The organism is Aquabacterium sp. J223 (assembly GCF_024666615.1).
GTDB lineage: Bacteria > Pseudomonadota > Gammaproteobacteria > Burkholderiales > Burkholderiaceae_C > J223.
Window position 1 is genome coordinate 1,512,842 of record NZ_CP088297.1, and the last position, 20,452, is coordinate 1,533,293.

The 20,452-nt window shown below is 71.9% G+C and carries 20 protein-coding genes, 1 pseudogene and 2 riboswitches; of the genes and pseudogenes, 11 read left to right on the plus strand and 10 right to left on the minus strand.

The window, feature by feature from the left end; translation table 11 throughout:
- Positions 1-33 precede the first annotated feature (33 nt).
- Positions 34-1,471, plus strand: a pseudogene (dnaB, locus tag LRS07_RS07340) (replicative DNA helicase).
- A gap of 53 nt (positions 1,472-1,524) precedes the next feature.
- Here the strand turns inward: dnaB and LRS07_RS07345 are convergent.
- The gene (locus tag LRS07_RS07345; protein ID WP_260501290.1) at positions 1,525-1,764 is read right to left on the minus strand and encodes a DUF378 domain-containing protein; all 240 of its coding nucleotides are present in this window, start codon (positions 1,762-1,764) and stop codon (positions 1,525-1,527) included.
- Positions 1,765-1,919: 155 nt separating this feature from the next.
- Here LRS07_RS07345 and LRS07_RS07350 point away from each other — a divergent pair, with 155 nt between their 5' ends.
- Entirely contained in the window at positions 1,920-3,035 is a 1,116-nt protein-coding gene (locus LRS07_RS07350) for a PA0069 family radical SAM protein (protein ID WP_260501291.1), read from the plus strand.
- A 6-nt stretch (positions 3,036-3,041) separates the two neighbouring features.
- On the opposite strand, the gene gcvP is transcribed toward LRS07_RS07350, so the two are convergent.
- The 4 genes from gcvP to LRS07_RS07370 all read right to left on the minus strand — a co-directional run bounded on the left by gcvP (position 3,042) and on the right by LRS07_RS07370 (position 9,692).
- A complete protein-coding gene (gcvP, locus tag LRS07_RS07355) occupies positions 3,042-6,002 on the minus strand; it encodes an aminomethyl-transferring glycine dehydrogenase (RefSeq protein WP_260501292.1) in 2,961 nt (986 codons plus the stop codon).
- A 44-nt stretch (positions 6,003-6,046) separates the two neighbouring features.
- Positions 6,047-6,430 carry a glycine cleavage system protein GcvH gene (gene gcvH / locus LRS07_RS07360; RefSeq protein ID WP_260501293.1) on the minus strand — a complete coding sequence of 128 codons (384 nt, stop codon included), beginning with the start codon at positions 6,428-6,430 and terminating at the stop codon, positions 6,047-6,049.
- A 42-nt stretch (positions 6,431-6,472) separates the two neighbouring features.
- On the minus strand, positions 6,473-7,624 hold the full coding sequence (gene gcvT, locus LRS07_RS07365; protein ID WP_260501294.1) for a glycine cleavage system aminomethyltransferase GcvT: 1,152 nt from the start codon (positions 7,622-7,624) through the stop codon (positions 6,473-6,475).
- A 78-nt stretch (positions 7,625-7,702) separates the two neighbouring features.
- Positions 7,703-7,815: riboswitch (glycine riboswitch) on the minus strand.
- Between the two features lie 35 nt (positions 7,816-7,850).
- A riboswitch (glycine riboswitch) is annotated at positions 7,851-7,985 on the minus strand.
- A gap of 33 nt (positions 7,986-8,018) precedes the next feature.
- Positions 8,019-9,692, minus strand: coding sequence for an electron transfer flavoprotein-ubiquinone oxidoreductase (locus LRS07_RS07370; protein ID WP_260501295.1), 1,674 nt, complete (start codon positions 9,690-9,692; stop codon positions 8,019-8,021).
- A gap of 187 nt (positions 9,693-9,879) precedes the next feature.
- Between LRS07_RS07370 and LRS07_RS07375 the strand changes: the two genes are divergently transcribed.
- From LRS07_RS07375 to LRS07_RS07390, 4 genes are all read left to right on the plus strand, one after another.
- On the plus strand, positions 9,880-10,662 hold the full coding sequence (locus tag LRS07_RS07375; RefSeq protein WP_260501296.1) for an SDR family oxidoreductase: 783 nt from the start codon (positions 9,880-9,882) through the stop codon (positions 10,660-10,662).
- Positions 10,663-10,800: 138 nt separating this feature from the next.
- A complete protein-coding gene (locus LRS07_RS07380; RefSeq protein WP_260501297.1) occupies positions 10,801-11,463 on the plus strand; it encodes a YceH family protein in 663 nt (220 codons plus the stop codon).
- A gap of 20 nt (positions 11,464-11,483) precedes the next feature.
- Positions 11,484-11,909, plus strand: coding sequence for an acyl-CoA thioesterase (locus tag LRS07_RS07385; protein WP_260501298.1), 426 nt, complete (start codon positions 11,484-11,486; stop codon positions 11,907-11,909).
- Between the two features lie 93 nt (positions 11,910-12,002).
- Positions 12,003-13,004: an SGNH/GDSL hydrolase family protein gene (locus tag LRS07_RS07390; RefSeq protein WP_260501299.1), complete on the plus strand. Its 1,002-nt coding sequence runs from the start codon at positions 12,003-12,005 to the stop codon at positions 13,002-13,004.
- A 15-nt stretch (positions 13,005-13,019) separates the two neighbouring features.
- On the opposite strand, the gene LRS07_RS07395 is transcribed toward LRS07_RS07390, so the two are convergent.
- Entirely contained in the window at positions 13,020-13,574 is a 555-nt protein-coding gene (locus LRS07_RS07395) for a PAS and helix-turn-helix domain-containing protein (protein ID WP_260501300.1), read from the minus strand.
- A 99-nt stretch (positions 13,575-13,673) separates the two neighbouring features.
- On the opposite strand from LRS07_RS07395, the gene LRS07_RS07400 reads away from it, so the two are divergent.
- The 4 genes from LRS07_RS07400 (at position 13,674) to LRS07_RS07415 (ending at position 15,748) form a co-directional block, all read left to right on the plus strand.
- Positions 13,674-14,381, plus strand: coding sequence for a CoA transferase subunit A (locus LRS07_RS07400; protein ID WP_260501301.1), 708 nt, complete (start codon positions 13,674-13,676; stop codon positions 14,379-14,381).
- A gap of 86 nt (positions 14,382-14,467) precedes the next feature.
- Complete coding sequence (locus LRS07_RS07405; RefSeq protein WP_260501302.1) at positions 14,468-15,109, plus strand: 3-oxoacid CoA-transferase subunit B; 642 nt, start codon at positions 14,468-14,470, stop codon at positions 15,107-15,109.
- 73 nt (positions 15,110-15,182) lie between these two features.
- Positions 15,183-15,635, plus strand: coding sequence for a hypothetical protein (locus tag LRS07_RS07410; RefSeq protein ID WP_260501303.1), 453 nt, complete (start codon positions 15,183-15,185; stop codon positions 15,633-15,635).
- Entirely contained in the window at positions 15,620-15,748 is a 129-nt protein-coding gene (locus LRS07_RS07415) for a hypothetical protein (protein WP_260501304.1), read from the plus strand. Before LRS07_RS07410 ends, LRS07_RS07415 begins: the two co-directional genes overlap by 16 nt.
- A 22-nt stretch (positions 15,749-15,770) precedes the next feature.
- Here the strand turns inward: LRS07_RS07415 and LRS07_RS07420 are convergent, their stop codons facing one another.
- The 4 genes from LRS07_RS07420 to LRS07_RS07435 all read right to left on the minus strand — a co-directional run bounded on the left by LRS07_RS07420 (position 15,771) and on the right by LRS07_RS07435 (position 19,412).
- Positions 15,771-16,370 (minus strand): trimeric intracellular cation channel family protein, encoded by a 600-nt coding sequence (locus LRS07_RS07420; RefSeq protein ID WP_409450634.1) that lies wholly within the window; start codon positions 16,368-16,370, stop codon positions 15,771-15,773.
- Positions 16,371-16,737: 367 nt separating this feature from the next.
- Complete coding sequence (locus LRS07_RS07425) at positions 16,738-17,553, minus strand: class II aldolase/adducin family protein (RefSeq protein WP_260501305.1); 816 nt, start codon at positions 17,551-17,553, stop codon at positions 16,738-16,740.
- A gap of 42 nt (positions 17,554-17,595) precedes the next feature.
- Positions 17,596-18,579, minus strand: coding sequence for a Bug family tripartite tricarboxylate transporter substrate binding protein (locus tag LRS07_RS07430; RefSeq protein WP_409450612.1), 984 nt, complete (start codon positions 18,577-18,579; stop codon positions 17,596-17,598).
- A 38-nt stretch (positions 18,580-18,617) separates the two neighbouring features.
- Positions 18,618-19,412 (minus strand): class II aldolase/adducin family protein, encoded by a 795-nt coding sequence (locus LRS07_RS07435; protein WP_260501306.1) that lies wholly within the window; start codon positions 19,410-19,412, stop codon positions 18,618-18,620.
- A 97-nt stretch (positions 19,413-19,509) separates the two neighbouring features.
- Here LRS07_RS07435 and LRS07_RS07440 point away from each other — a divergent pair, with 97 nt between their 5' ends.
- Positions 19,510-20,415, plus strand: coding sequence for a LysR family transcriptional regulator (locus LRS07_RS07440; protein ID WP_260501307.1), 906 nt, complete (start codon positions 19,510-19,512; stop codon positions 20,413-20,415).
- Positions 20,416-20,452: the final 37 nt, after the last annotated feature.

The following is a 20,452-nucleotide window of genomic DNA, read 5'->3' on the forward strand; positions in this document are numbered from 1 at the left end:
AAGATGCCGATCCCCGCCGTCCGTCCGCAGTCCATGTCCTCGCCGCCGTTCCTGTCCTCCGCCAGCCCCGATTCGTTGGGCACGTCCGCCCGCCGCGACGACGAGGTCGCCCGCCTGCGGGTGCCGCCGCATTCCATCGAGGCCGAGCAGAGCGTGCTCGGCGGCCTGCTGCTCGACAACCTGGCCTGGGACCGCGCCGGCGACCTGCTCACCGACAGCGACTTCTACCGCTACGAGCACCGCACCATCTACAAGGCGCTGGGCGCGCTGATCACCGCCGCCAAGCCGGCCGACGTGATCACCGTGCACGAGCAGCTGCAAAGCCTCGGCAAGGCCGAGGAGTGCGGCGGCCTGGCCTACCTGAACGCGCTGGCGCAGAGCGTGCCGAGCGCGGCCAACATGCGGCGCTACGCGGAGATCGTTCGCGAGCGCGCCATCCTGCGCAAGCTGATCTCCGCCAGCGACGACATCGCCACCGCCGCCTTCAACCCGCAGGGCCGGGCGGTGTCGCAGATCCTCGACGAGGCAGAGTCCAACATCCTCAAGATCGGCGAGGAGGGCAGCCGCAACAAGCAGGGCTTCCTGGGCATCGACAAGCTGGTGGTCGAGCTGCTCGACCGCGTCACCGAGCTGCACGAGAACGGCGCGGAAGAGGTGACCGGTGTGCGCACCGGCTTCTACGACCTCGACCGCGACACCGCCGGCCTGCAGAAGGGCGACCTCATCGTGCTGGCTGCGCGTCCGTCGATGGGCAAGACCGCCTTCGCCCTGAACATCGCCGAGCACGTGGCGGTGGCCGAGGGCCTGCCGGTCGTGGTGTTCTCGATGGAAATGGGCGCCTCGCAGCTGGCGCTGCGCCTGGTCGGCTCGCTCGGCCGCATCGACCAGTCCGGCCTGCGCACCGGCCGCCTGCGCGACGACGACTGGGGCCGCCTGGCCGACGCGGTCGACCGGCTGCGCAACGCCAGCCTCTTCATCGACGAGACGCCCGGCCTGACGGTGGCCGAGCTGCGCGCGCGGGCCCGCCGCATGGCGCGCCAGTTCGGCGGCACCCTCGGCTTGGTGGTGATCGACTACCTGCAGCTGATGAGCGGGTCCAGTTCCGGCGAGGAGAACCGCGCCACCGAGCTGGGCGAGATCTCGCGCGGCCTGAAGGCGCTGGCCAAGGAGCTGCAGTGCCCGGTGATCGCGCTGTCGCAGCTCAACCGCTCGGTCGAGACGCGCACCGACAAGCGGCCGATGATGAGCGACCTGCGCGAGTCCGGCGCCATCGAGCAGGACGCCGACATCATCATGTTCATCTACCGCGACGAGTACTACAACAAGGAGTCGAAGGAAGGGGGGCATTGCGGAGATCATCGTCGCCAAGCAGCGCAACGGCCCCGTCGGCACGGTGAAGCTCACCTTCCTGAAGCCGCTGACCAAGTTCGACAACCTGGCCCCGGGCAGCGTGGGCGGCGGCGAGTACTAGCGCGACCAGGGCGACCAGGGCGCCGGCGGCCGCCACCGGCGCCCCGCCCAGGCTCAAACCCGGTTCTTCAAGCGCGGGAAGATGGTGAAGGCCAGCAGCGCCGCCAGGCCCACCAGCACGTAGACGATGCGCGACAGCGTCGACATCGGGCCGAACAGGGCCGCGACGAGGTCGAAGTTGAACAGGCCGACCAGGGCCCAGTTCAGTCCGCCGACGATGAGCAGCACCAGCGCGATGGCCTGCAGCGTGGAAGCGCCGGCCTGGCGTGCGGCGAGCGGGGGAACGTTGGCCATGGGAAGACTCCTTGGTTGACGCGCCGGGGAACGTGGGCGCCGCGAAGTTCGGCAGCCGCCATGCCCGGCGCCCGGCCGGCGCCGCCAACACGCGATGACCGGGCCGGCCGCGTGCCGCTTGTGGCCAACGGCTGGAGCTGTATATATTCACAGCCATGCCGTCCAGCCAGCCATCGATCCCGTCGCCCCCGCCCCGCAAGGGCCGCGGCACCACCTGGGCGCTGGAGCACCGCTTCACCCGCCGGTCGCACGAGGTGGAGGACGACGGCTGGGGCGGCCTGGACCAGCAGGTCAGCGAGCAACGGGACGCCCCCGCCACCGAGGTGATCGAGGAACGGGTCAAGAGCATCCTCACCGCCAACCAGTCGGTGGACATCAGCTTCGACCTGTCGATCAACCCCTACCGCGGCTGCGAGCACGGCTGCATCTACTGCTTCGCCCGGCCCACCCACAGCTACCTCAACCTGTCGCCGGGGCTGGACTTCGAGACCCGCATCGTCGCCAAGGTCAACGCCGCCGAGCGGCTGCGCGAGGCGCTGCGCAAGCCGGGCTACGTGCCGCGGCCGCTCAACGTCGGCTCGGCCACCGACGCCTACCAGCCGATCGAGCGGCGGCTGCGCATCACCCGCGGCGTGCTGGAGGTGCTGTGCGAGGCGCGGCACCCGTTCTCCATCATCACCAAGTCCGCCGGCATCGAACGCGACCTCGACCTGCTGGCGCCGATGGCCGCGGCCAGGGGCTGCGCCGCCTACATCTCGGTGACCACGCTGGACCCGGCCCTGGCCCGGGTGATGGAGCCGCGGGCCGCGGCACCGGCGCGCCGGCTCAAGGCCATCGAGGCGCTGGCGCGGGCCGGCGTGCCGGTGGGCGTCAGCGTGTCGCCGCTCATCCCCTTCCTCAACGAGCCGGAGCTGGAGCGCATCGTCGCCGCGGCGGCCGACGCCGGCGCCGGCAGCGCCTTCGGCATCGTGGTGCGGCTGCCGTGGGAGGTGAGCCCGCTGTTCCAGCAGTGGCTGGAACAGCACTTCCCCGACCGCGCCGCGCGCGTCATGGCGCGCATCCGCGACTTGCGTGGCGGCAAGGCCAACGACCCGCGCTTCGGCACCCGCATGACCGGCGAGGGCGTGTGGGCGCAGCTCGTCGCGCAGAGGCTGCAGAAGGCGCGCCGGCGCCACGGCCTGGACCGCGAGCGCGAGCCGATGGACTTCGGCGCCTTCCGCCCGCCGGCAGCGGCCGACGGCGCCGGGCCGCCGCAGGCCAGCCTGTTCTGAGGCGCGTTATTCGTCGACGCCGGCGGCCACCGCGGCGCGTTCGCTCTCGTCGTCGCCCGACGCCGCCGCCTCGGCCACCGGCACGCAGCTGCAGAACAGGTTGCGGTCGCCCCAGGCGTTGTCGATGCGGCCCACCGGCGGCCAGTACTTGCGGCCCTTCAGCGCCGGCAGCGGGAAGGCCGCCTGCTCGCGGCTGTGGGCGTGCGGCCAGTCGGCGGCCAGCAGCGCTTCGGCGGTGTGCGGCGCCTGCTTCAGCGGGTTGGCCTCGCGCGGCCAGTCGCCGCGCTCGACGCGGGCGATCTCGGCGCGGATGGCGATCATCGCCTCGCAGAAGCGGTCCAGCTCGGCCTTGGGCTCGCTCTCGGTGGGCTCGACCATCAGCGTGCCGGGCACGGGGAAGCTCAGCGTCGGCGCGTGGAAGCCGTAGTCGATGAGCCGCTTGGCCACGTCCTCGGCGGTGATGCCGGTGGCGTCCTTCAGCGGCCGCAGGTCGAGGATGCACTCGTGCGCCACGCCGCCTCCGGCCAGGCCGTCGGCGCCCCCGCTGTACAGCACCGGGTAGTGCGCCCGCAGCCGCGCGGCGATGTAGTTGGCCGACAGGATGGCCACCTCGGTGGCCTGGCGCAGGCCGTCGGCGCCCATCATGCGGCAGTACATCCAGCTGATCGGCAGCACGCCGGCGTTGCCCAGCGGCGCCGCGCTGACGGCGCCGACACCGTGTTCGGCATGGCCGGTCGGCACGCCGCCCGTCTCGTGCCCGGGCAGGAAGGGCACCAGGTCCGCCACCACCGCCACCGGCCCCACGCCCGGGCCGCCGCCGCCGTGCGGGATGCAGAAGGTCTTGTGCAGGTTGAGGTGGCTGACGTCGCCGCCGAACTCGCCCGGCGCGGCGATGCCGACCAGCGCGTTGAGGTTGGCGCCGTCGACGTAGACCCGGCCGCCGTGCGCATGCACCAGCGCGCACAGCGCGCGCACCTCGGCCTCGAAGACACCGTGCGTGCTGGGGTAGGTGATCATCACGCAGCTCAGGCGGTCGCGGTGCTGCTCGCACTTCGCCTTCAGGTCGGCCAGGTCGACGTTGCCCTGCGCATCGCAGGCGGTCACCACCACCTCCAGCCCGACCATCTGCGCGCTGGCCGGGTTGGTGCCGTGCGCCGAGGCGGGGATGAGGCAGATGTCGCGGTGCGCCTCGCCGCGGCTGGCATGCCAGGCCTGGATGGCCAGCAGGCCGGCGTACTCGCCCTGCGAGCCGGCGTTGGGCTGCAGGCTGATGCCGGCGTAACCGGTGGCCTGGCACAGCCAGTCGCGCAGCTGCGCATCGAGCAGCGCGTAACCCTCGCGCTGGTCGGCCGGCGCGAAGGGATGGATGTCCGCGAACGCCGGCCAGGTGATGGGGATCATCTCGCTGGTGGCGTTGAGCTTCATCGTGCAGCTGCCCAGCGGGATCATCGTGCGGTCCAGCGCCAGGTCCTTGTCCGACAGGCTGCGGATGTAGCGCAGCATCTCGGTCTCGCTGTGGTGGGTGTTGAACACCGGGTGGCCGAGGAAGCCGCTGGTGCGGCGCAGGCCGGGCGGGATCAGCGGCGGCGCCGCGGCGGCCACCGCCTCGAACGACGGCAGGGCCACGCCGTCGCCGGCGACGATGCGCCACAGCCCTTCGACGTCGGCCGGCGTGTGCGTCTCGTCGAGGCTGATGCAGACGTAGTCCTGCCAGGCCACCCGCAGGTTGGCGCCCTGCGCGACGGCCCGCGCGGCGATGGCCTGGGCCTGTCCCGCCACGTGCAGGCTGATCGTGTCGAAGGCGGTGTCGTGGTGGCGCGAGCGGAAGCCCAGCCGCCTCAGGCCCTCGGCCAGGATGGCGGTCAGCGCCGCCACCCGCTCGGCGATGCGCTTCAGCCCCTCGGGCCCGTGGTAGACCGCGTACAGGCTGGCCACCACCGCCGGCAGCACCTGCGCCGTGCAGATGTTGGACGTCGCCTTCTCGCGGCGGATGTGCTGCTCGCGCGTCTGCAGCGCCAGCCGCAGCGCCGGCTGGCCGTGCGCGTCGACGCTGACGCCCACCAGCCGGCCGGGCAGCGAGCGCTTGAAGGCGTCGCGGCAGGCGATGTAGGCGGCGTGCGGGCCGCCGTTGCACATCGGCATGCCGAAGCGCTGGGTGCTGCCGACCACGATGTCGGCGCCCCATTCGCCCGGCGGCTTCAGCATCGTCAGCGCCAGCAGGTCGGCGGCGACGATGCAGGCCGCCTGCTGGGCGTGCAGCCGCTGCACGTCCGGCGCCCAGTCGTGCACCCAGCCGCTGCTGGCGGGGTACTGGATCAGCGCGGCGAAGCAGTCGCCGGCCATCGCCTGTTCCCAGGCCTCGGCCGAATCGGCGACCACCAGCTCGATGCCCAGCGGCTTGGCCCTGGTGCGGATCACCTCGATCGTCTGCGGGTGCGCGTCGCCGGCGACGACGAAGACGTTGCTGCGGCTCTTCACGCTGCGCCGGGCCAGCGTCATCGCCTCGGCGGCGGCGGTGGCCTCGTCCAGCAGCGAGGCGTTGGCGATGGGCATCGCCGTCAGGTCGCAGACCATGGTCTGGAAGTTGAGCAGCGCCTCCAGCCGCCCCTGCGAGATCTCGGCCTGGTAGGGCGTGTAGGCGGTGTACCAGGCCGGGTTCTCCAGCACGTTGCGCAGGATGACGCCCGGCGTGCGGGTGCCGTGGTAGCCCTGGCCGATGAAACTCTTGAGCACCCGGTTCTTGCCGGCGATGGCGCGCAGCTCGGCCAGCGCCTCGGCCTCGCCCAGGGCCGGCGGCAGCACCATCGGCGCCGGCCGGCGGATGCTCGGCGGCACCACCGCGTCGATCAGCGCCTGACGCGAGGCGACGCCGATGGTGGCCAGCATGGCCGCCTCGTCGCGGGCGTCGGGGCCGATGTGGCGGGCGACGAACTCGCCGTCGGTGGTGAGCGCGGGCACGGTGGGCATCGAGGGTCCTTGCAGCGATCGTCGGGGGTGGTCAGCGGGGCGGCTCAGAGGCCCTTCAGCAGCTCGTGGTAGGCCGCTTCGTCCATCAGCGCGTCCAGCTGCGCCGCGTCCGACAGCCGCACCTTGAAGAACCAGCCCTCGCCCTGCGGGGCGCTGTTGGCCAGCGCCGGGTCGGCGCGCAGCGCCTCGTTGACCTCGACGACCTCGCCGTCCACCGGCATGTACAGGTCGGCCGCGGCCTTGACGGACTCGACCACGCCGGCCACCTCGCCCTGCTTGAAGGCCTTGCCGACCTCCGGCAGGTCGACGAAGACCACGTCGCCCAGCGCGTCCTGGGCGTGCACGGTGATGCCGACGGTGGCGGGCCCGCCGTCGGCGGCGGGCGCGATCCATTCGTGGTCCTTGGTGAAGCGGAAGGGGGTGCTCATGGCGAGGCTCCAGGGTCGGTGGAAAGGTGAGGGGGGCGGCGGTCAGCCGCGGTGGTAGCGGTGGGCCGAGAAGGGCAGGGCCACGACCTCCATCGGCACCGGCTTGCCGCGCACCTCGGCGCGGGGGCGGCTGCCGACGGACGCCAGCGGCGTGTCGACATAACCCATCGCCACCGGCCGCGGCTGCGAGGGCATCAACGTGCCGCTGGTGACCTGGCCGATGGCGTGACCGTGCGCGTCGAGCAGCGGCGCGCCGGCGCGCACCGGCACGCGGTCCAGCGCCACCAGGCCGACGCGCTTGCGGCTCGGCCCGTCGCGCAACTGGGCGGCGATGACCGCGGCGCCGGGGTGGCCGCCGGCGCGGGCGCCGCCCTCGCGGCGCACCTTCGGCAGCGCCCAGGCCAGGTCGGCCTCCACCGGCGTGGTGGCGGGCGAGATGTCCTGGCCGTGCAGGCACAGGCCCGCTTCCAGCCGCAACGTGTCGCGTGCGCCCAGGCCGGCGGGGCCGACCTCGGGCAGGGCCAGCAGCGCCTCGGCCAGCGCCTCGGCCTGGTGGGCGGGCACCGAGATCTCGAAGCCGTCCTCGCCGGTGTAGCCGGAGCGCATGACGAAGCAGTCGGCGCCGGCCAGCGTGAACGGCGCCCCGTGCATGAAGGCCAGCCGCTGCACGCCGGATTCCAGCCGTGTCAGGGCGGTGGCGGCCAGCGGGCCCTGCAGCGCCAGCAGCGCCTGGTCGGGCATCGGCTCGCAGGCGATGTCACGGCCCAGGGCGTCCTCCAGCAGCGCCTGGTCGGCGGCCTTGTTGGCCGCGTTAACGACGAGCAGGAAGTCTTCCTCGCCGCGGCGGCAGACCATCAGGTCGTCGAGGATGCCGGCGTCGTCGTTCAGCAGGAAGCTGTAGCGCATGCGGCCGACGGCGCAGCCGATCAGGTCGGCCGGCAGCAGCCGCTCCAGGGCCCGCGCGGCGTCGCGGCCGGTGACGCGGACCTGGCCCATGTGCGAGACGTCGAACAGCGCGGCCGACTCCCGGCACTGCCGGTGCTCGGCGACCAGGCCGGCCGGGTAGCTCACCGGCATGTCGTGGCCGGCGAAGGCCACCATGCGCGCGCCCAGCCTCTGGTGCAGGGCGTGCAGCGGGGTGCGGGCGAGCGCGGCGCTGTCGGAGGTGCTGGTGGTGCTGGAGGGCGTGGACATGGGCGGACTCCCGGGCTAGGCGACGTGTCACCACGGCCGCCCGCAGCGCCTGAAGCGCCCTGGCTGCCGTCTCGACGTGCTGCCCCCGCTGTCCGCTTTACCTGAGAGATTGGCGACGCCTCGCGGCGACGCTTGCCCCTTCGGTGGACGGCGCCGCGTGTGCGGTGCCGCCTCTCTCCAGTGAGGAGCGCCCCCCGTGTCGTCATCCACGTGCAACGGGGCGGCGCCTTGCCAGTCCTTTTGCCTGAGCGTTCGGACCGTGCGGGATCAGCGATCCCGGCGGTCCTGCGCCTTCGGCGGTGGCCCCCGTGCGGCTTCGGTGTGCGAAGCGACGGCGGTCACGCTCTCCTGGCGCGGCCAGTGTAGCCGCAGCCCCGGCCCGCCCGGCCAACCCTCACATGCCGACGTAGTTCGGTCCGCCGCCGCCCTCGGGCGTGACCCAGACGATGTTCTGCGTCGGGTCCTTGATGTCGCAGGTCTTGCAATGCACGCAGTTCTGCGCGTTGATCTGCAGACGTTCGCCGCCGCCCTCGGCCGGCACGTACTCGTAGACGCCGGCTGGGCAGTAGCGGCTCTCGGGTCCGGCGTACTTGGGCAGGTTCACCGCGGTGGGCACCGACGCATCCTTCAGCGTCAGGTGCGCCGGCTGGTGCTCTTCGTGGTTGGTGTTGCTGAGGAAGACCGAGCTCAGCTTGTCGAAGGTCAGCTTGCCGTCGGGCCGCGGGTAGGCGATCGGCCGGCAGTCGGCCGCGGGCTTGAGGTACTCCCAGTCCGGCTTGGTGCGGTGCAGGGTCCACGGCGGCGACGCCACGCCGAGCTTGGGCAGCAGCCACTGCTCGATGCCGGTCATCGCCTTGGCCACGAGCTGCGGCTTCTTGAACCAGTGCTTGAAGTTGCGCGTCTGCTGCAGCTCCTCGTTCAGCCAGCTCTTCTCGAAGGCCTCGGGGTAGGCGCTCAGTTCGTCCTGCGCGCGGCCGGCAGCCAGTGCCGGCACGATGGCCTCGGCGCAGAGCATGCCGCTCTTGATCGCCGCATGGCTGCCCTTGATGCGCGCCGCGTTCAGGTAGCCGGCGTCGCAGCCCACCAGCGCGCCGCCGGGGAACACCGTCTTCGGCAGCGCCTGGGGCGTGCCGTTGTTGATGGCGCGCGCACCGTAGCCGATGCGCTTGCCGCCTTCGATGTGGGCGCGGATGGCGGGGTGGGTCTTCCAGCGCTGCATCTCCTCGAACGGCGCCATGTACGGGTTCTGGTAGTCCAGGCCGATGACGAAGCCAAGGGTCACCAGGTTGCCTTCCAGGTGGTAGAGGAAGCCGCCGCCGAAGGTGTCGTCCTCGATCGGCCAGCCGGCGGTGTGCACCACCCGGCCGGGCTGCGCCTTGTCGGCCGGCACCTCCCACAGCTCCTTGATGCCGATGGCCCAGGTCTGCACGTCCCTGCCTTCGCACAGCCGGTACTTCGCCAGCAGCTGCTTGCCCAGGTTGCCGCGCGCGCCCTCGGCGAAGACGGTGTACTTGCCCAGCAGCGCCATGCCGAGCTGGAAGTTGGGGCCGGGCTCCCCGTTCTTCTCCACGCCCAGGTTGCCGGTGGCCACGCCGGTCACCCGGCCCTGCTCGTCGTAGAGCACCTCGGCCGCGGCGAAGCCGGGGAAGATCTCCACGCCCAGCGCCTCGGCCTGCTGCGCCATCCACTTCACCACGTTGGACAGCGAGATGACGTAGCAGCCGTCGTTGTGGAAGTTGCGCGGCATCAGCCAGTCCGCCACCCGGGAGGTGCCGGTGGCGCTCAGCGTCAGCAGGTCGTCGCCGGTGACCGGCTGGTTCAGCGGGGCGCCGAGGTCCTTCCAGTCGGGGAACAGTTCGTTCATCGCCCGCGGGTCCATCACCGCACCGGACAGGATGTGCGCGCCGGGCTCCGAGCCCTTCTCCAGCACGACCACCGAGGCGTCGGGGTTCAGCTGCTTCAGGCGGATGGCGGTGGCCAGGCCCGCCGGGCCGGCGCCGACGACCACCACGTCGTACTCCATCGACTCGCGCGGGCCGTACTGGTCGAGGATCTCCTGTGGCGTCATGGTCGGTCCTGTTTCTCTGCTGCCGTGCTGACGGCGAGGAACCGAGGATTCTAGGCGGCGCCCTGCCGCCCGGCTGTCGCCTGGCGGTCAGCGCCGCCGGTGGGCCGGACGGCGCGGCGGCCCGTGCTATCGTCGTTCGCGGCCCGTCTCGCAGCACGGGTTCCGACGACAACAAGAGGAGCCATCCATGAGCTATTGCATCGACCTGTCGGGCCGCGTGGCCCTGGTCACCGGCGCGTCCAGCGGTCTGGGCGAGCGCTTCGCCCGCACGCTGGCCAAGGCCGGTGCCGCGGTGGTGCTGGCCGGTCGCCGCATCGAGCGGCTGAAGACGCTGCGCGCCGACATCGAGAGCCAGGGCGGCGATGCGCACATCGTCGGCATGGACGTCACCGACACCGACAGCATCTGCGCCGCGGTGGCCCATGCCGAGACCGACATGGGCACCATCGACATCCTGGTCAACAACTCCGGCGTCAGCACCACGCAGAAGCTGGCCGACGTGACCCCTGAGGACTTCGACTACGTCTTCGACACCAACGCCCGCGGTGCCTTCTTCGTCGCCCAGGAGGTGGGCAAGCGCATGCTGGCGCGGTCGCGCGGCGCGGCGCCCGGCACCTTCACCGGCGGGCGCATCGTCAACATCGCCTCGATGGCGGGCCTGCGGCCGCTGGGCCAGATCGGCGTCTACGCGATGAGCAAGGCGGCGGTGGTGCACATGACCCGGGCCATGGCGCTGGAGTGGGGCAAGCACGGCATCAACGTCAACGCCATCTGCCCCGGCTACATCGACACCGAGATCAACCACCACCACTGGCAGACCGAGCAGGGGCAGAAGCTGATCCACATGCTGCCGCGCAAGCGCGTCGGCAAGCCCGAGGACCTGGACGCGGTGCTGATGATGCTCTGCGCCAACGAAAGCCACTTCGTCAACGGCGCCGTGATCGCAGCCGACGACGGCTTCGGGATCTGATGTTGACCCCCGGCCGTCTGGCGGCCGCCCCCCGGGGGGCTACCCGAAAGGACCGGGGGACCCGGATCCTTTCGGGCGCGCTAAGCGACAGCCCGCCCCTGGTCGCCTGCGGCGACCTGTCCCCTTGGGGATGCCTCCATGCTGAGCGTTGCGGCGTGCCGGGTGCTCGGCGTGCTGGTGGAGAAGCAGGCCACCGTGCCCGACAGCTACCCGCTGTCGCTGAATGCGCTGGTGGCGGGCTGCAACCAGAAGACCGCCCGCGAGCCGGTGATGGCGCTCGCCGATGCCGAGGTGCTGCAGGCCCTCGACGAGCTGAAGGCGCGCAGCCTGGTGGTCGAGAGCAGCGGCAATCGGGTGGTGCGCTTCGAGCACAACGCACCGCGGGCCCTGCGGCTGCCCGGCGCCGCGGTGGCGCTGCTCGCGTTGCTGATGCTGCGCGGCCCGCAGACCGCCGCCGAGCTGCGCCTGCACACCGAGCGGCTGCACCGCTTCGCCGACATCTCGTCGGTCGAGGCCTTCCTGCAGGAGCTGGCCGAGCACGACCCGCCGCAGGTGGTCAAGCTGGCGCGTGCCCCCGGCGCCCGCGAGTCGCGCTGGGCGCACCTGCTCGCGGGCGAGGTGGGCCTCGCGGCGGCGGACGACGCCTCGCCGGACCAAACGGCGCCGGCGCGTCGCGAGCCGCCCGACGGGGTCAGCGCCGGCGACTTTGCCGCGCTGCAGGCCGAGGTCGCCGCGCTGCGCCGGCTGGTCGAGGCGATGGCCACCGAGCTGGGCCTCGACACGGCCGCCTTGCCGCGCTGAACGGTCGGCGGAAACCGCCCATGCGCTTCGACCTGCCCGACGACAAGCGGCTGGTGCACGAGCTGGTGATCCCGGTGCGCTGGGGCGACATGGACGCGGCCGGCCACGTGAACAACGCGATGTACTTCCGCTACTTCGAGACGGTGCGCCTCGACTGGCTGGAGCGCACCAACGGACGCATGTACGCCGACGGCACCGGCCCGGTGCTGGTGAACGCCTTCTGCAGCTTCCTGCGCCAGCTGCGTTATCCGGCCGATGTGCTGGCCCGCCACTACCTCGGCCGCGCCGGGCGCAGCAGCATCGAGACCTTCTTCGTGCTCGAGCGGGCGGACCGTCCCGGCGAACCGGTGGCCACGGGCGGCGGCAAGCTGGTGTGGACGCGCGTGCACGACGAACGGTCGGTGCCGCTGCCCGACTGGCTGCGCGCGCTGGCGGTGGGCGGCTGATCCCCAAGCTGCGGGGGGTGCCGCCTGCGCGGCGCGGCTACGCTGGCCGACGCTGCCGGCATCCCGGCCAGCCCCAACCGCCAGGAGACACGCATGCCCTCGATCCGCTTGATGCTCGCCGCCAAGGCGCGTGCGCTCGCCACCGGCCTGGCCCTGCTGCTGCCGCTGGCCGCCGCACCGCTGCCGGCGCTGTCCTATACCGGGCTTTATGTCTTCGGCGACAGCCTGTCCGACCCCGGCAACCTGCGCACGCTGACCACCGCGGTCAACGCATTGAACCCGCTGGTGCCGCTGCTGCCGGACCCGAGCTACTCCACCGGCCGCTTCTCCAACGGGCCGGTGGCCGCCGAGGTGCTGGCCGGTGCGCTGGGCCTGGGCGCCGGCCAGGTCTTCAACTTCGCCTTCGGCGGCGGGCAGACGGGCCTCGGCAACCTCTACCCCGAGCTCGACCTGCTGGCCCAGACCGGCATCACCGCCCAGGTGTCGGCCTACCGCGGGCTCGTGCCGGCCGCGGACCCGGGCGCGCTGTACATGGTGTGGGGCGGCCCCAACGACTTCTTCGCCGGCACCGCGCTGCTGTCCGGCACCACCGCGCCCACCGCGGTGACCCAGCTGCTCGGCGCCATCACCTCGCTGTACGACGAGGGCGCCCGGCAGTTCCTGGTGCCGCTGATGCCCGACCTGGGCGCCACGCCGCTGTTCGCCGGCGGACCCCTGGCCGGCCTGGCCACGCTGCAGACCCAGAGTTTCAACAGCCTGCTGGCGGCCGGGCTGAACGGCCTCGGGCTGGCCGGTGCCCACTTCACCGTGTTCGACACCTTCGGCCTGCTGGTCCAGGTGCAGGCCAACCCCGGCGCCTATGGCTTCACCAACACCAGCCAGTCCTGCGTCACCGGCAACTTCTTCGCCGTCACCGCCGTCTGCGCCGATCCCGGTGACTACGTCTTCTGGGACGCGGTGCACCCCACCGCCGAAGCGCACGCCATCCTCGGCCGGGCGATGGCGGTGGCGGCCATCCCCGAGCCGTCGACCTACCTGCTGATGGCGCTCGGCCTGGCGTTGCTGGGCGCAGCGGCGCGCCGCCGCCAACGCTGAGCCCGCTGCGGCCGCTCAGGCGGCCAGCAGCCGGTGGACCAGCTCGTGGCTGGTGGCCGCCTCGAACTTGCGCATCAGCCGCATGCGGTAGACGTCCACCGTGCGCGGGCTGATGCCCAGGCGGCGGCCGATCAATTTGCTGGTCAGGCCCTCGATCAGCAGCGCGGCGATCTCGCGCTCTCGCGGCGTGAGGTCGGCCTTCAGCCGGCGCTTGGCCGACAGGTCCTCGAAGCACCAGATGCCGGCGGCGTGCGGGTGGGCCGGGTCCAGCGCCCGGCCGGAAACATGGCACCAGAACAGCTCGCCGGCCTGCGGCCCGCCCAGCCGCTTCATCACCCGCTCGTCGGCGTAGCGGCCGTCGCGGCCCAGGCTGGCCACGATGCGGGCGCCGGTGCGCTCGAACTCCTCGTGCGTCGGGTACAGCACCTCGAAGGAACGGCCGGCCAGCTGCTCGCGCTCGGCGCCGAAGATGGCCAGCAGCTGCTGGTTGCAGTCGAGCATCAGCCGGTCCCGCGACAGCACCAGGCCGATCGGCGCCAGTTCGAACGCGGTCTTGTAGTCCAGCTCCATGGGGCGTGTCCGGGGCCTTGCTTAATCAATTCTACGTAACGACTACTTAATGCCTTAAGCAGTACGCTCGCCCGTTCGCTCGATTCCAGGAGGCAGGCGATGAACAAGGTCTACCCCAGCGCCGCGGCGGCGCTGGACGGGGTGGTGAAGGACGGCCAGCTGATGGCCGTCGGCGGCTTCGGCCTGTGCGGCATCCCCGAGGCGCTGATCGCCGCGCTGCGCGATTCCGGCGTGAAGGACCTCTCCGTCATCTCCAACAACGCCGGCGTCGACGGCTTCGGCCTCGGCCTGCTGCTCGAGACGCGGCAGATCAGGAAGATGATCTCCAGCTACGTCGGCGAGAACAAGGAGTTCGAGCGCCAGTACCTGGCCGGTGAGCTGGAGCTGGAGTTCACGCCGCAGGGCACGCTGGCCGAGAAGCTGCGCGCGGGCGGCGCCGGCATCCCGGCGTTCTTCACGCGCACCGGCGTCGGCACCCTGATCGCCGAGGGCAAGGAGACGCGCGAGTTCGACGGCCACGTCTACGTGATGGAGCGGGCGCTCAACCCCGAGGTGGCGTTGGTCAAGGCCTGGAAGGCCGACAAGAGCGGCAACCTGGTCTTCCGCCGCACCGCGCGCAACTTCAACCCGGCCTGCGCGATGGCCGGCAAGACGACCATCGTCGAGGTGGAGCAGCTGGTCGAGGTGGGAGAGATCGACCCCGACGACGTGCACCTGCCGGGCATCTACGTGCACCGCCTCGTGGTGAACGCCAGCCCGGAAAAGCGCATCGAGAAGCGCACCATCCGCGAAAAAGCAGGAGCCTGAGACATGCACCCCCCACGCTCACATTCGTTCGCTGCCCCCCAAGGGGGCTCAGGCCTCCTTTGGGGCGGCTCGGCAGGAGGCCTGACATGCCCTGGACCCAAGACCAAATGGCGGCGAAGGCCGCGCAAGAGCTGCAGGACGGCTTCTACGTCAACCTCGGCATCGGCATCCCGACGCTGGTCGCCAACCACGTGCGGTCGAACATCGAGGTCTGGCTGCAGAGCGAGAACGGCATGCTGGGCATCGGTCCCTTCCCGACCGAGGACGAGGTCGACGCCGACCTCATCAATGCCGGCAAGCAGACCGTCACCACCATCCCGGGGTCGTCGATCTTCGGCTCGCACGAGAGCTTCGCCATGATCCGGGGCGGCAAGATCAACCTGTCCATCCTGGGCGCCATGCAGGTCAGCGAGAAGGGCGACCTGGCCAACTGGATGATCCCTGGCAAGATGGTCAAGGGCATGGGCGGCGCGATGGACCTGGTGGCCGGCGTGCCGCGGGTCATCGTCGTGATGGAGCACGTGGCCCGGAAGAAGGACGGCACCACCGACCTCAAGATCCTGCCCGAGTGCACCCTGCCGCTGACCGGCGTCGGCGTGGTCAATCGCGTCATCACCGACCTGGCGGTGCTGGACGTGACGCCGCAGGGCCTGAAGGTGGTCGAGATGGCGCCGGAGGTCAGCGCCGAGGACCTGCAGGCCAAGACCGGCGTCCGGCTGCTGTTCTGACGGCCGGCCGGCCGACCCGTCCTTCAAACGGACGGTGCATCCAGCCGTAACGTGGGGCAGACTCGGCCCCACCATGGTTTCTTCAACCGCCCTGGCCGCCTGGCACGACGCGGCGCTGCGCCTCCCGGTGGGCGACTACCGGGCCTGGGCGCTGGCGCAGCTGAAGCCGCTGCTGAGCTTCGACCATGCGGCCTGGGTGCTGGCGCCGATGGGCGAGCACGGCCGGCCCATGGTGCGCGGCACCGACTGCCTGTGGTGGCCGCAGGACGCCGGCGTTCCACGCGCCGCCGACGGCTGGCTGGACCGGCTGCTGGCGGCGGCGCACCAGCGCGTCGGCCGGGCGCTGTGCCTGCCGTCGGCGGCGGCCGCCGGGACCACGGGTGACCCCCGCGGGACGTGCTGTGCCTGGCGGGCGCGGAGCGCCGGGGCCATTCGATGCAGTGCATCGTGCTGGTCCGGCACACGGCGCCGGACCGCTTCGACGAAGAGGAGCGCCGCCGCTTCCAGCGCGTGGCGCCGCACCTGATGCAGGGCTTCGCCACCGCGCAGGCGGTGTTCGCCGCCGAGCATGGCCGCACCTGGACGCCGCCGGCGTCGACCGCCGGCGTCGCCGATCCGCAGGCCAGCACGACCGACTGACCGCCGCCGGTGGGCGGCCGGGTCAGCGCCGGTCGTCCGCGCCGCCGCGCCAGGCCGGCAGCCGCCAGTCCCGCCACAGCGCCAGGGCGCGCAGGGCGGTGGTGGTGAACGCCCCGGCCAGCAGCGGCACCGGCGCCGGCAGGGCCAGCCACTGCGCCCCCACCAGCACCCACGCCCCCGCGAAGGCGCACACCGCATAGGGCCGGTGGTCGCTGAAGGCGCGCGGCACCTCGTTGCAGACGATGTCGCGCAGCACGCCGCCGAAGACCGCCGTCACCACGCCCATCAGCACCGCCGCCACCGCCGGCAGGCCCGCCGTCAGCGCGATCTGCGTGCCGCTGGCGGCGAACAGGCCCAGCCCCAAGGCGTCGGGCCACTGCATCGCGCGTTCGGTGACGCGGAAATGGCGGCCGCGCAGGAAGGCCATGGCCACCAGCGTCAGGCCGATCAGCACCCAGAGCCAGCCCGGGTGCTGGACCCAGAAGAAGGGCCGCCGGTCGAGCAGCACGTCGCGCAGCGTGCCGCCGCCGAAGGCGGTGAGGCCCGCCGCCACGCACAGGCCGACCACGTCCAGCCCCTTGCGGGCGGCCTGGACGAGGCCGGACAGGGCGAAGGCCAGCATGGCCAGCGCCTCCACCACCAGCTGGGCGGTGGACAGGTCGAAGCGCAGGGGCGGCACGGGTGGTCGGGCTTTCGCCGGGTGGTGGTCGCGGCGGCCAAGCGTAACGGCGGCGGCGGAACGGCGCTTGCCCGACAGCGCCGTCGCGCCTCGCCGGAACCGCCATGCCGCTGTACTTCGTCCTCGACTGCATCCGCCGCTTCAACCGGGCCCGGCGGCGGTCGCTGCGATGAGCCGAACGCCCGGTCGTCGCCCGCACCTCGACGCGGTGCACCGTCCACGGCCCACCGCAGGCCGATCGGCGTGACGCGGGCGTGATGCGGGCGTTCGGTTCCGGGGCACCCCCGAGACCGGCCCGCGCCGCGGTGCGTCAGTCGCGGTACGACGGGTCGCGCCGGTCCAGCATGCGGCGCAGGGCGCGCCAGTCGCGGCCCTGGATGTAGTCGTTGGAGGCGGCGAACTGCGCCGCGCTGTGTTCGCACACCGACGCCGGCGGGTGCACCAGCCGACCGCCATGCGCGGTGGCGTCGAGCTGGATCTGGCAGGACAGCTCCAGGAAGTACATCTCCTCGAACGCCTCGCGCACCGTGCGGCCGCAGGTCAGCAGGCCGTGGTTGCGCAGGATCAGCGCCTTGTGCGGCCCCAGGTCGCGCACCAGCCGCTTCTGCTCGTCGGTGTCCAGCGCGATGCCCTCGAAGGCGTGGTAGCCGACGCGGCCATGGAAGCGCATGGCGTGCTGCGAGATCATCAACAGCCCTTCCTCGCGCGCCGAGATCGCCACGCCGGCGCGGGTGTGGGTGTGGAAGACGCAATCGAGGTCGGGCCGCGCCTGGTGGATGGCGGAATGGATGACGAAGCCGGCGGGGTTGGCCTCCAGCCGGCCGTCGTCCACCGGCCGCCCTTCGAGGTCGACCTTGATCAGGTTGGAGGCGCTGACCTCCTCGTAGAGCAGGCCGAAGGCATTGATCAGGAAGTGGTCGTGCCGCCCCGGCACCCGCAGCGAGATGTGGTTGTAGATGAGGTCGGTCATGCGGAACTGCACGCACAACCGGTAGCAGGCGGCCAGGTCCTCGCGCGCGGCCCATTCCTCGGGCGAGACCTGCTGGCGCAGCGTCGCGCGGCGTTCGGCGAGCACGCGCTGCAGCGTCTCGTCGTCCATGTGCTTGAGGGTCGGCACGTCGGCCATGTCATCTCTCCTGGGGAAGGCGGGGCGGGCGGTGGAAGGAAATCAGTCGAGTTTGACGCCGGTGGCGCGGATCACGCTGCCCCAGCGGCCGGCCTCGGCGCGCGACATGCTCCGGAACTCGGCCGGCGTGCCCGGCAGCGGCTCCATGCCGAAGTCGCCGAACAGTTTGACCACCTTCGGCGCCTGCATCGCCTTGTGCAGTTCGCCGTTGAGGCGGCTCACCACCTCGGCCGGCAGGCCGGCCGGGCCGATGAGGCCATGGAAGGCCGCCGCGTTGACGTCGGCGAAGCCGGACTCGACGAAGGTGGGCACGTCCGGCAGCGAGGGCACGCGCTTCGGGTTGGCCACCGCCAGCACGCGCACCGAGCCCGCCTTCATCGCCTGCAGGCCGCCGGGCAGGTCCAGCATCATGGTCGGGATCTGGCCGGCCAGCAGGTCCTGCAGCGCCGGCGCGGCGCCCTTGTAGGGCACGTGCTGCATCTGGATGCCGGCGCGCTGCTTGAGCAGCTCCATCGCCATGTGGTGCGGCGAGCCGTTGCCCGGCGAGGCGTAGTTCACCTTGTCCGGGTTGGCCTTCACGTAGGCCACGTACTCGGCCACCGTCTTCGCCGGGAACGACGGGTGCACCACCAGCGCCACCGGGAAGCGGCCGATGGCGCCGATGTAGGTGAAGTCGGTGTCGGGCTTGTACGGCAGCTTGGCGAACAGGTGCTCGTTGAACAGCAGCGCCGCGTTCTCGGCCTGCATGATGGTGTAGCCGTCCGGCTTGGACTGCAGCAGCGCGGCGACGCCGATGTTGGTCGAGGCGCCGGGCCGGTTCTCGATGACGATGGACTGGCCGAGCGAGGCCTGCATCGCCTCGCCCAGCGTCCGGGCGAGGTTGTCGGTGCCGCCGCCGGCGGCATAGGGCACGATCCAGCGCACCGGCTGCGCCGGGTAGCCCTGGGCGGCGGCGCCGCCCGCGGCCAGGGCCAGGCCCAGCCCCATTCCGATCGCGCCCGCCAGGCGCTTCAGCCATCCGTTCATCTCGTCTCCTGTGGTTGTGTGGGTGCGGCGTGAGCCGTTCAAAGCAGCTGCGGCAGCGTCACGCCGGCGCGGCGCACCGCGGCGGCGAAGACCTTGGGGAAGAGGTCGCGCTGCGGGTCGGTTTCCTGCACGTCGCGAGAGGACACTTCGCAGGCCTGCTGCGTAAGCTTCAGCGTCGGGCCGCTCATCGAGTCGGCCGCCAGCTGCACCTCGCAGGCGCGCTGCAGCACGTACAGCCAGTAGAACGCGGTGGGGATGTCGTGGCCCGCCGTGAGCAGCCCGTGCTGGCGCAGGATCAACACGTTCTTGTCGCCCAGCGACGCCACCAGTCGCTCCTGCTCGTGCTCGTGCACGACCACGCCGTCGAAGTCGTGGTAGGCCACGCGGCCGTACAGGAAGGCGGCGTAGAAGTTGTCCATGCGCAGGCCGTCGGCCTTGCAGGACACCGCCACGCCCGCGGTGTGGTGGGTGTGGATCACGCAGTGCGCGTCCTCGCGCGCGCCGTGGATGGCGCTGTGGATCACGAAGCCGGCGCGGTTGACCGGGTACGGGTTGTCGCCCACGGTGCGGCCGGCCATGTCCACCTTGACGAGGTTGGTCGCCGTCACCTCGCCGTAGGTCAGGCTGAACGGGTTGATCAGATAGTGGCGCTCGGGGCCCGGCACCCGCGCCGTGATGTGGTTGAAGATCTCCTCGGCCCAGCCGCGGTGCTCGAAGACACGGTAGCAGGCCGCCAGCTCCAGCCGCAGCCGCCATTCGTCCAGCGTCATGCCCTCGGGCTTGCTGGCGCGCACCTCGGCGTCGGGAAAGAGGTTCAGCTCGGTCGTGGTCATGGTGACGGCTCGTGGTGGGACGAACGGGGCACCCATTGGACGGCCTCGCGATCTATGATTCAAGCGAAATCTCTTCATCCATTGATGAAGCGGAGCCATGAATCTCACCTTGCGCCAACTGCGCGCCTTTGCCGCCGTCGCCGACACCGGCAGCTTCACCGAGGCCGCCCGCCAGCTGCACCTCACCCAGTCGGCCCTCTCGGTGCTGGTGCGCGAGCTCGAGCGTGAGCTCGGCGTGCGGCTGTTCGACCGCCACACCCGGCGGGTGCAGCTGGCCGAGGCCGGGCGCGACTTCCTGCCCCATGTGCAGCGGGTGATGGAGGAGCTGCAGGCCGCCACCGCCAGCGTCGGCAGCCTGCGCGACAAGCGGCGCGGCTCGTTGCGCGTGGCTGCGCCGCAGCTGATGGCCTGCACGCTGATGCCGCGGGTCATCGCCGCCTATGCCCAGGCCTACCCCGACATCGAGGTGCGGCTGCTCGACAGCGCGCCGGAGCAGACCCTGGCGCGGGTGGTCGCCGGCGAGGCGGAGCTGGCCATCGCCCCGGACAGCCCGGTCGAGCCGGTGCTGATCCGGCAGGTGCTGATGCGCGACGACCACTGGCTGGTCTGTCCGGCGGACCACCCGCTGGCGCGGCGCAAGCGGGTGCGCTGGCGCGAGCTGCAGGGGCAGCCCTTCATCGCGCCGGCGCGCGACTTCCTGCGCCGCCTCGCGCCTGCGCTGGCGGCGGCGGGCGAGACGCCGCCACCGCGGCCGGTGCACGAGGTGTCGTACATGACCACGGCGCTCGGCCTGGTCGCCGCCGGGGCCGGCGTCACCGCCTGCCCCTCCTACGGCGCACCGCTGGCCCAGGCCTGGGGCCTGCAGATGCGGCCGCTGGTCGAGCCCACGTTCCTGCGCGAGGTCTGCATCCACCACCAGCCCCAGCGTTCGCTGTCGCCGGCGGCGCAGAGCTTCGTCGACTTCCTGCGCCGCTTCGTCGCGGCCGCCCCGCTGCCGTCATAAACAAAAGGCGCTGTCGCGCCGCGGGCGGGCGTGACAC

Bases quoted from the DNA above. Each gene is read 5' to 3' on its own strand.
- LRS07_RS07345 (WP_260501290.1), bottom strand. From the start codon at position 1,764: ATGGCCAACGTTCCCCCGCTCGCCGCACGCCAGGCCGGCGCTTCCACG.
- LRS07_RS07350 (WP_260501291.1), top strand. From the start codon at position 1,920: ATGCCGTCCAGCCAGCCATCGATCCCGTCGCCCCCGCCCCGCAAGGGC.
- gcvP (WP_260501292.1), bottom strand. From the start codon at position 6,002: ATGCCCACCGTGCCCGCGCTCACCACCGACGGCGAGTTCGTCGCCCGC.
- gcvH (WP_260501293.1), bottom strand. From the start codon at position 6,430: ATGAGCACCCCCTTCCGCTTCACCAAGGACCACGAATGGATCGCGCCC.
- gcvT (WP_260501294.1), bottom strand. From the start codon at position 7,624: ATGTCCACGCCCTCCAGCACCACCAGCACCTCCGACAGCGCCGCGCTC.
- LRS07_RS07370 (WP_260501295.1), bottom strand. From the start codon at position 9,692: ATGACGCCACAGGAGATCCTCGACCAGTACGGCCCGCGCGAGTCGATG.
- LRS07_RS07375 (WP_260501296.1), top strand. From the start codon at position 9,880: ATGAGCTATTGCATCGACCTGTCGGGCCGCGTGGCCCTGGTCACCGGC.
- LRS07_RS07380 (WP_260501297.1), top strand. From the start codon at position 10,801: ATGCTGAGCGTTGCGGCGTGCCGGGTGCTCGGCGTGCTGGTGGAGAAG.
- LRS07_RS07385 (WP_260501298.1), top strand. From the start codon at position 11,484: ATGCGCTTCGACCTGCCCGACGACAAGCGGCTGGTGCACGAGCTGGTG.
- LRS07_RS07390 (WP_260501299.1), top strand. From the start codon at position 12,003: ATGCCCTCGATCCGCTTGATGCTCGCCGCCAAGGCGCGTGCGCTCGCC.
- LRS07_RS07395 (WP_260501300.1), bottom strand. From the start codon at position 13,574: ATGGAGCTGGACTACAAGACCGCGTTCGAACTGGCGCCGATCGGCCTG.
- LRS07_RS07400 (WP_260501301.1), top strand. From the start codon at position 13,674: ATGAACAAGGTCTACCCCAGCGCCGCGGCGGCGCTGGACGGGGTGGTG.
- LRS07_RS07405 (WP_260501302.1), top strand. From the start codon at position 14,468: ATGCCCTGGACCCAAGACCAAATGGCGGCGAAGGCCGCGCAAGAGCTG.
- LRS07_RS07410 (WP_260501303.1), top strand. From the start codon at position 15,183: ATGGTTTCTTCAACCGCCCTGGCCGCCTGGCACGACGCGGCGCTGCGC.
- LRS07_RS07420 (WP_409450634.1), bottom strand. From the start codon at position 16,370: ATGCTGGCCTTCGCCCTGTCCGGCCTCGTCCAGGCCGCCCGCAAGGGG.
- LRS07_RS07425 (WP_260501305.1), bottom strand. From the start codon at position 17,553: ATGGCCGACGTGCCGACCCTCAAGCACATGGACGACGAGACGCTGCAG.
- LRS07_RS07430 (WP_409450612.1), bottom strand. From the start codon at position 18,579: ATGAACGGATGGCTGAAGCGCCTGGCGGGCGCGATCGGAATGGGGCTG.
- LRS07_RS07435 (WP_260501306.1), bottom strand. From the start codon at position 19,412: ATGACCACGACCGAGCTGAACCTCTTTCCCGACGCCGAGGTGCGCGCC.
- LRS07_RS07440 (WP_260501307.1), top strand. From the start codon at position 19,510: ATGAATCTCACCTTGCGCCAACTGCGCGCCTTTGCCGCCGTCGCCGAC.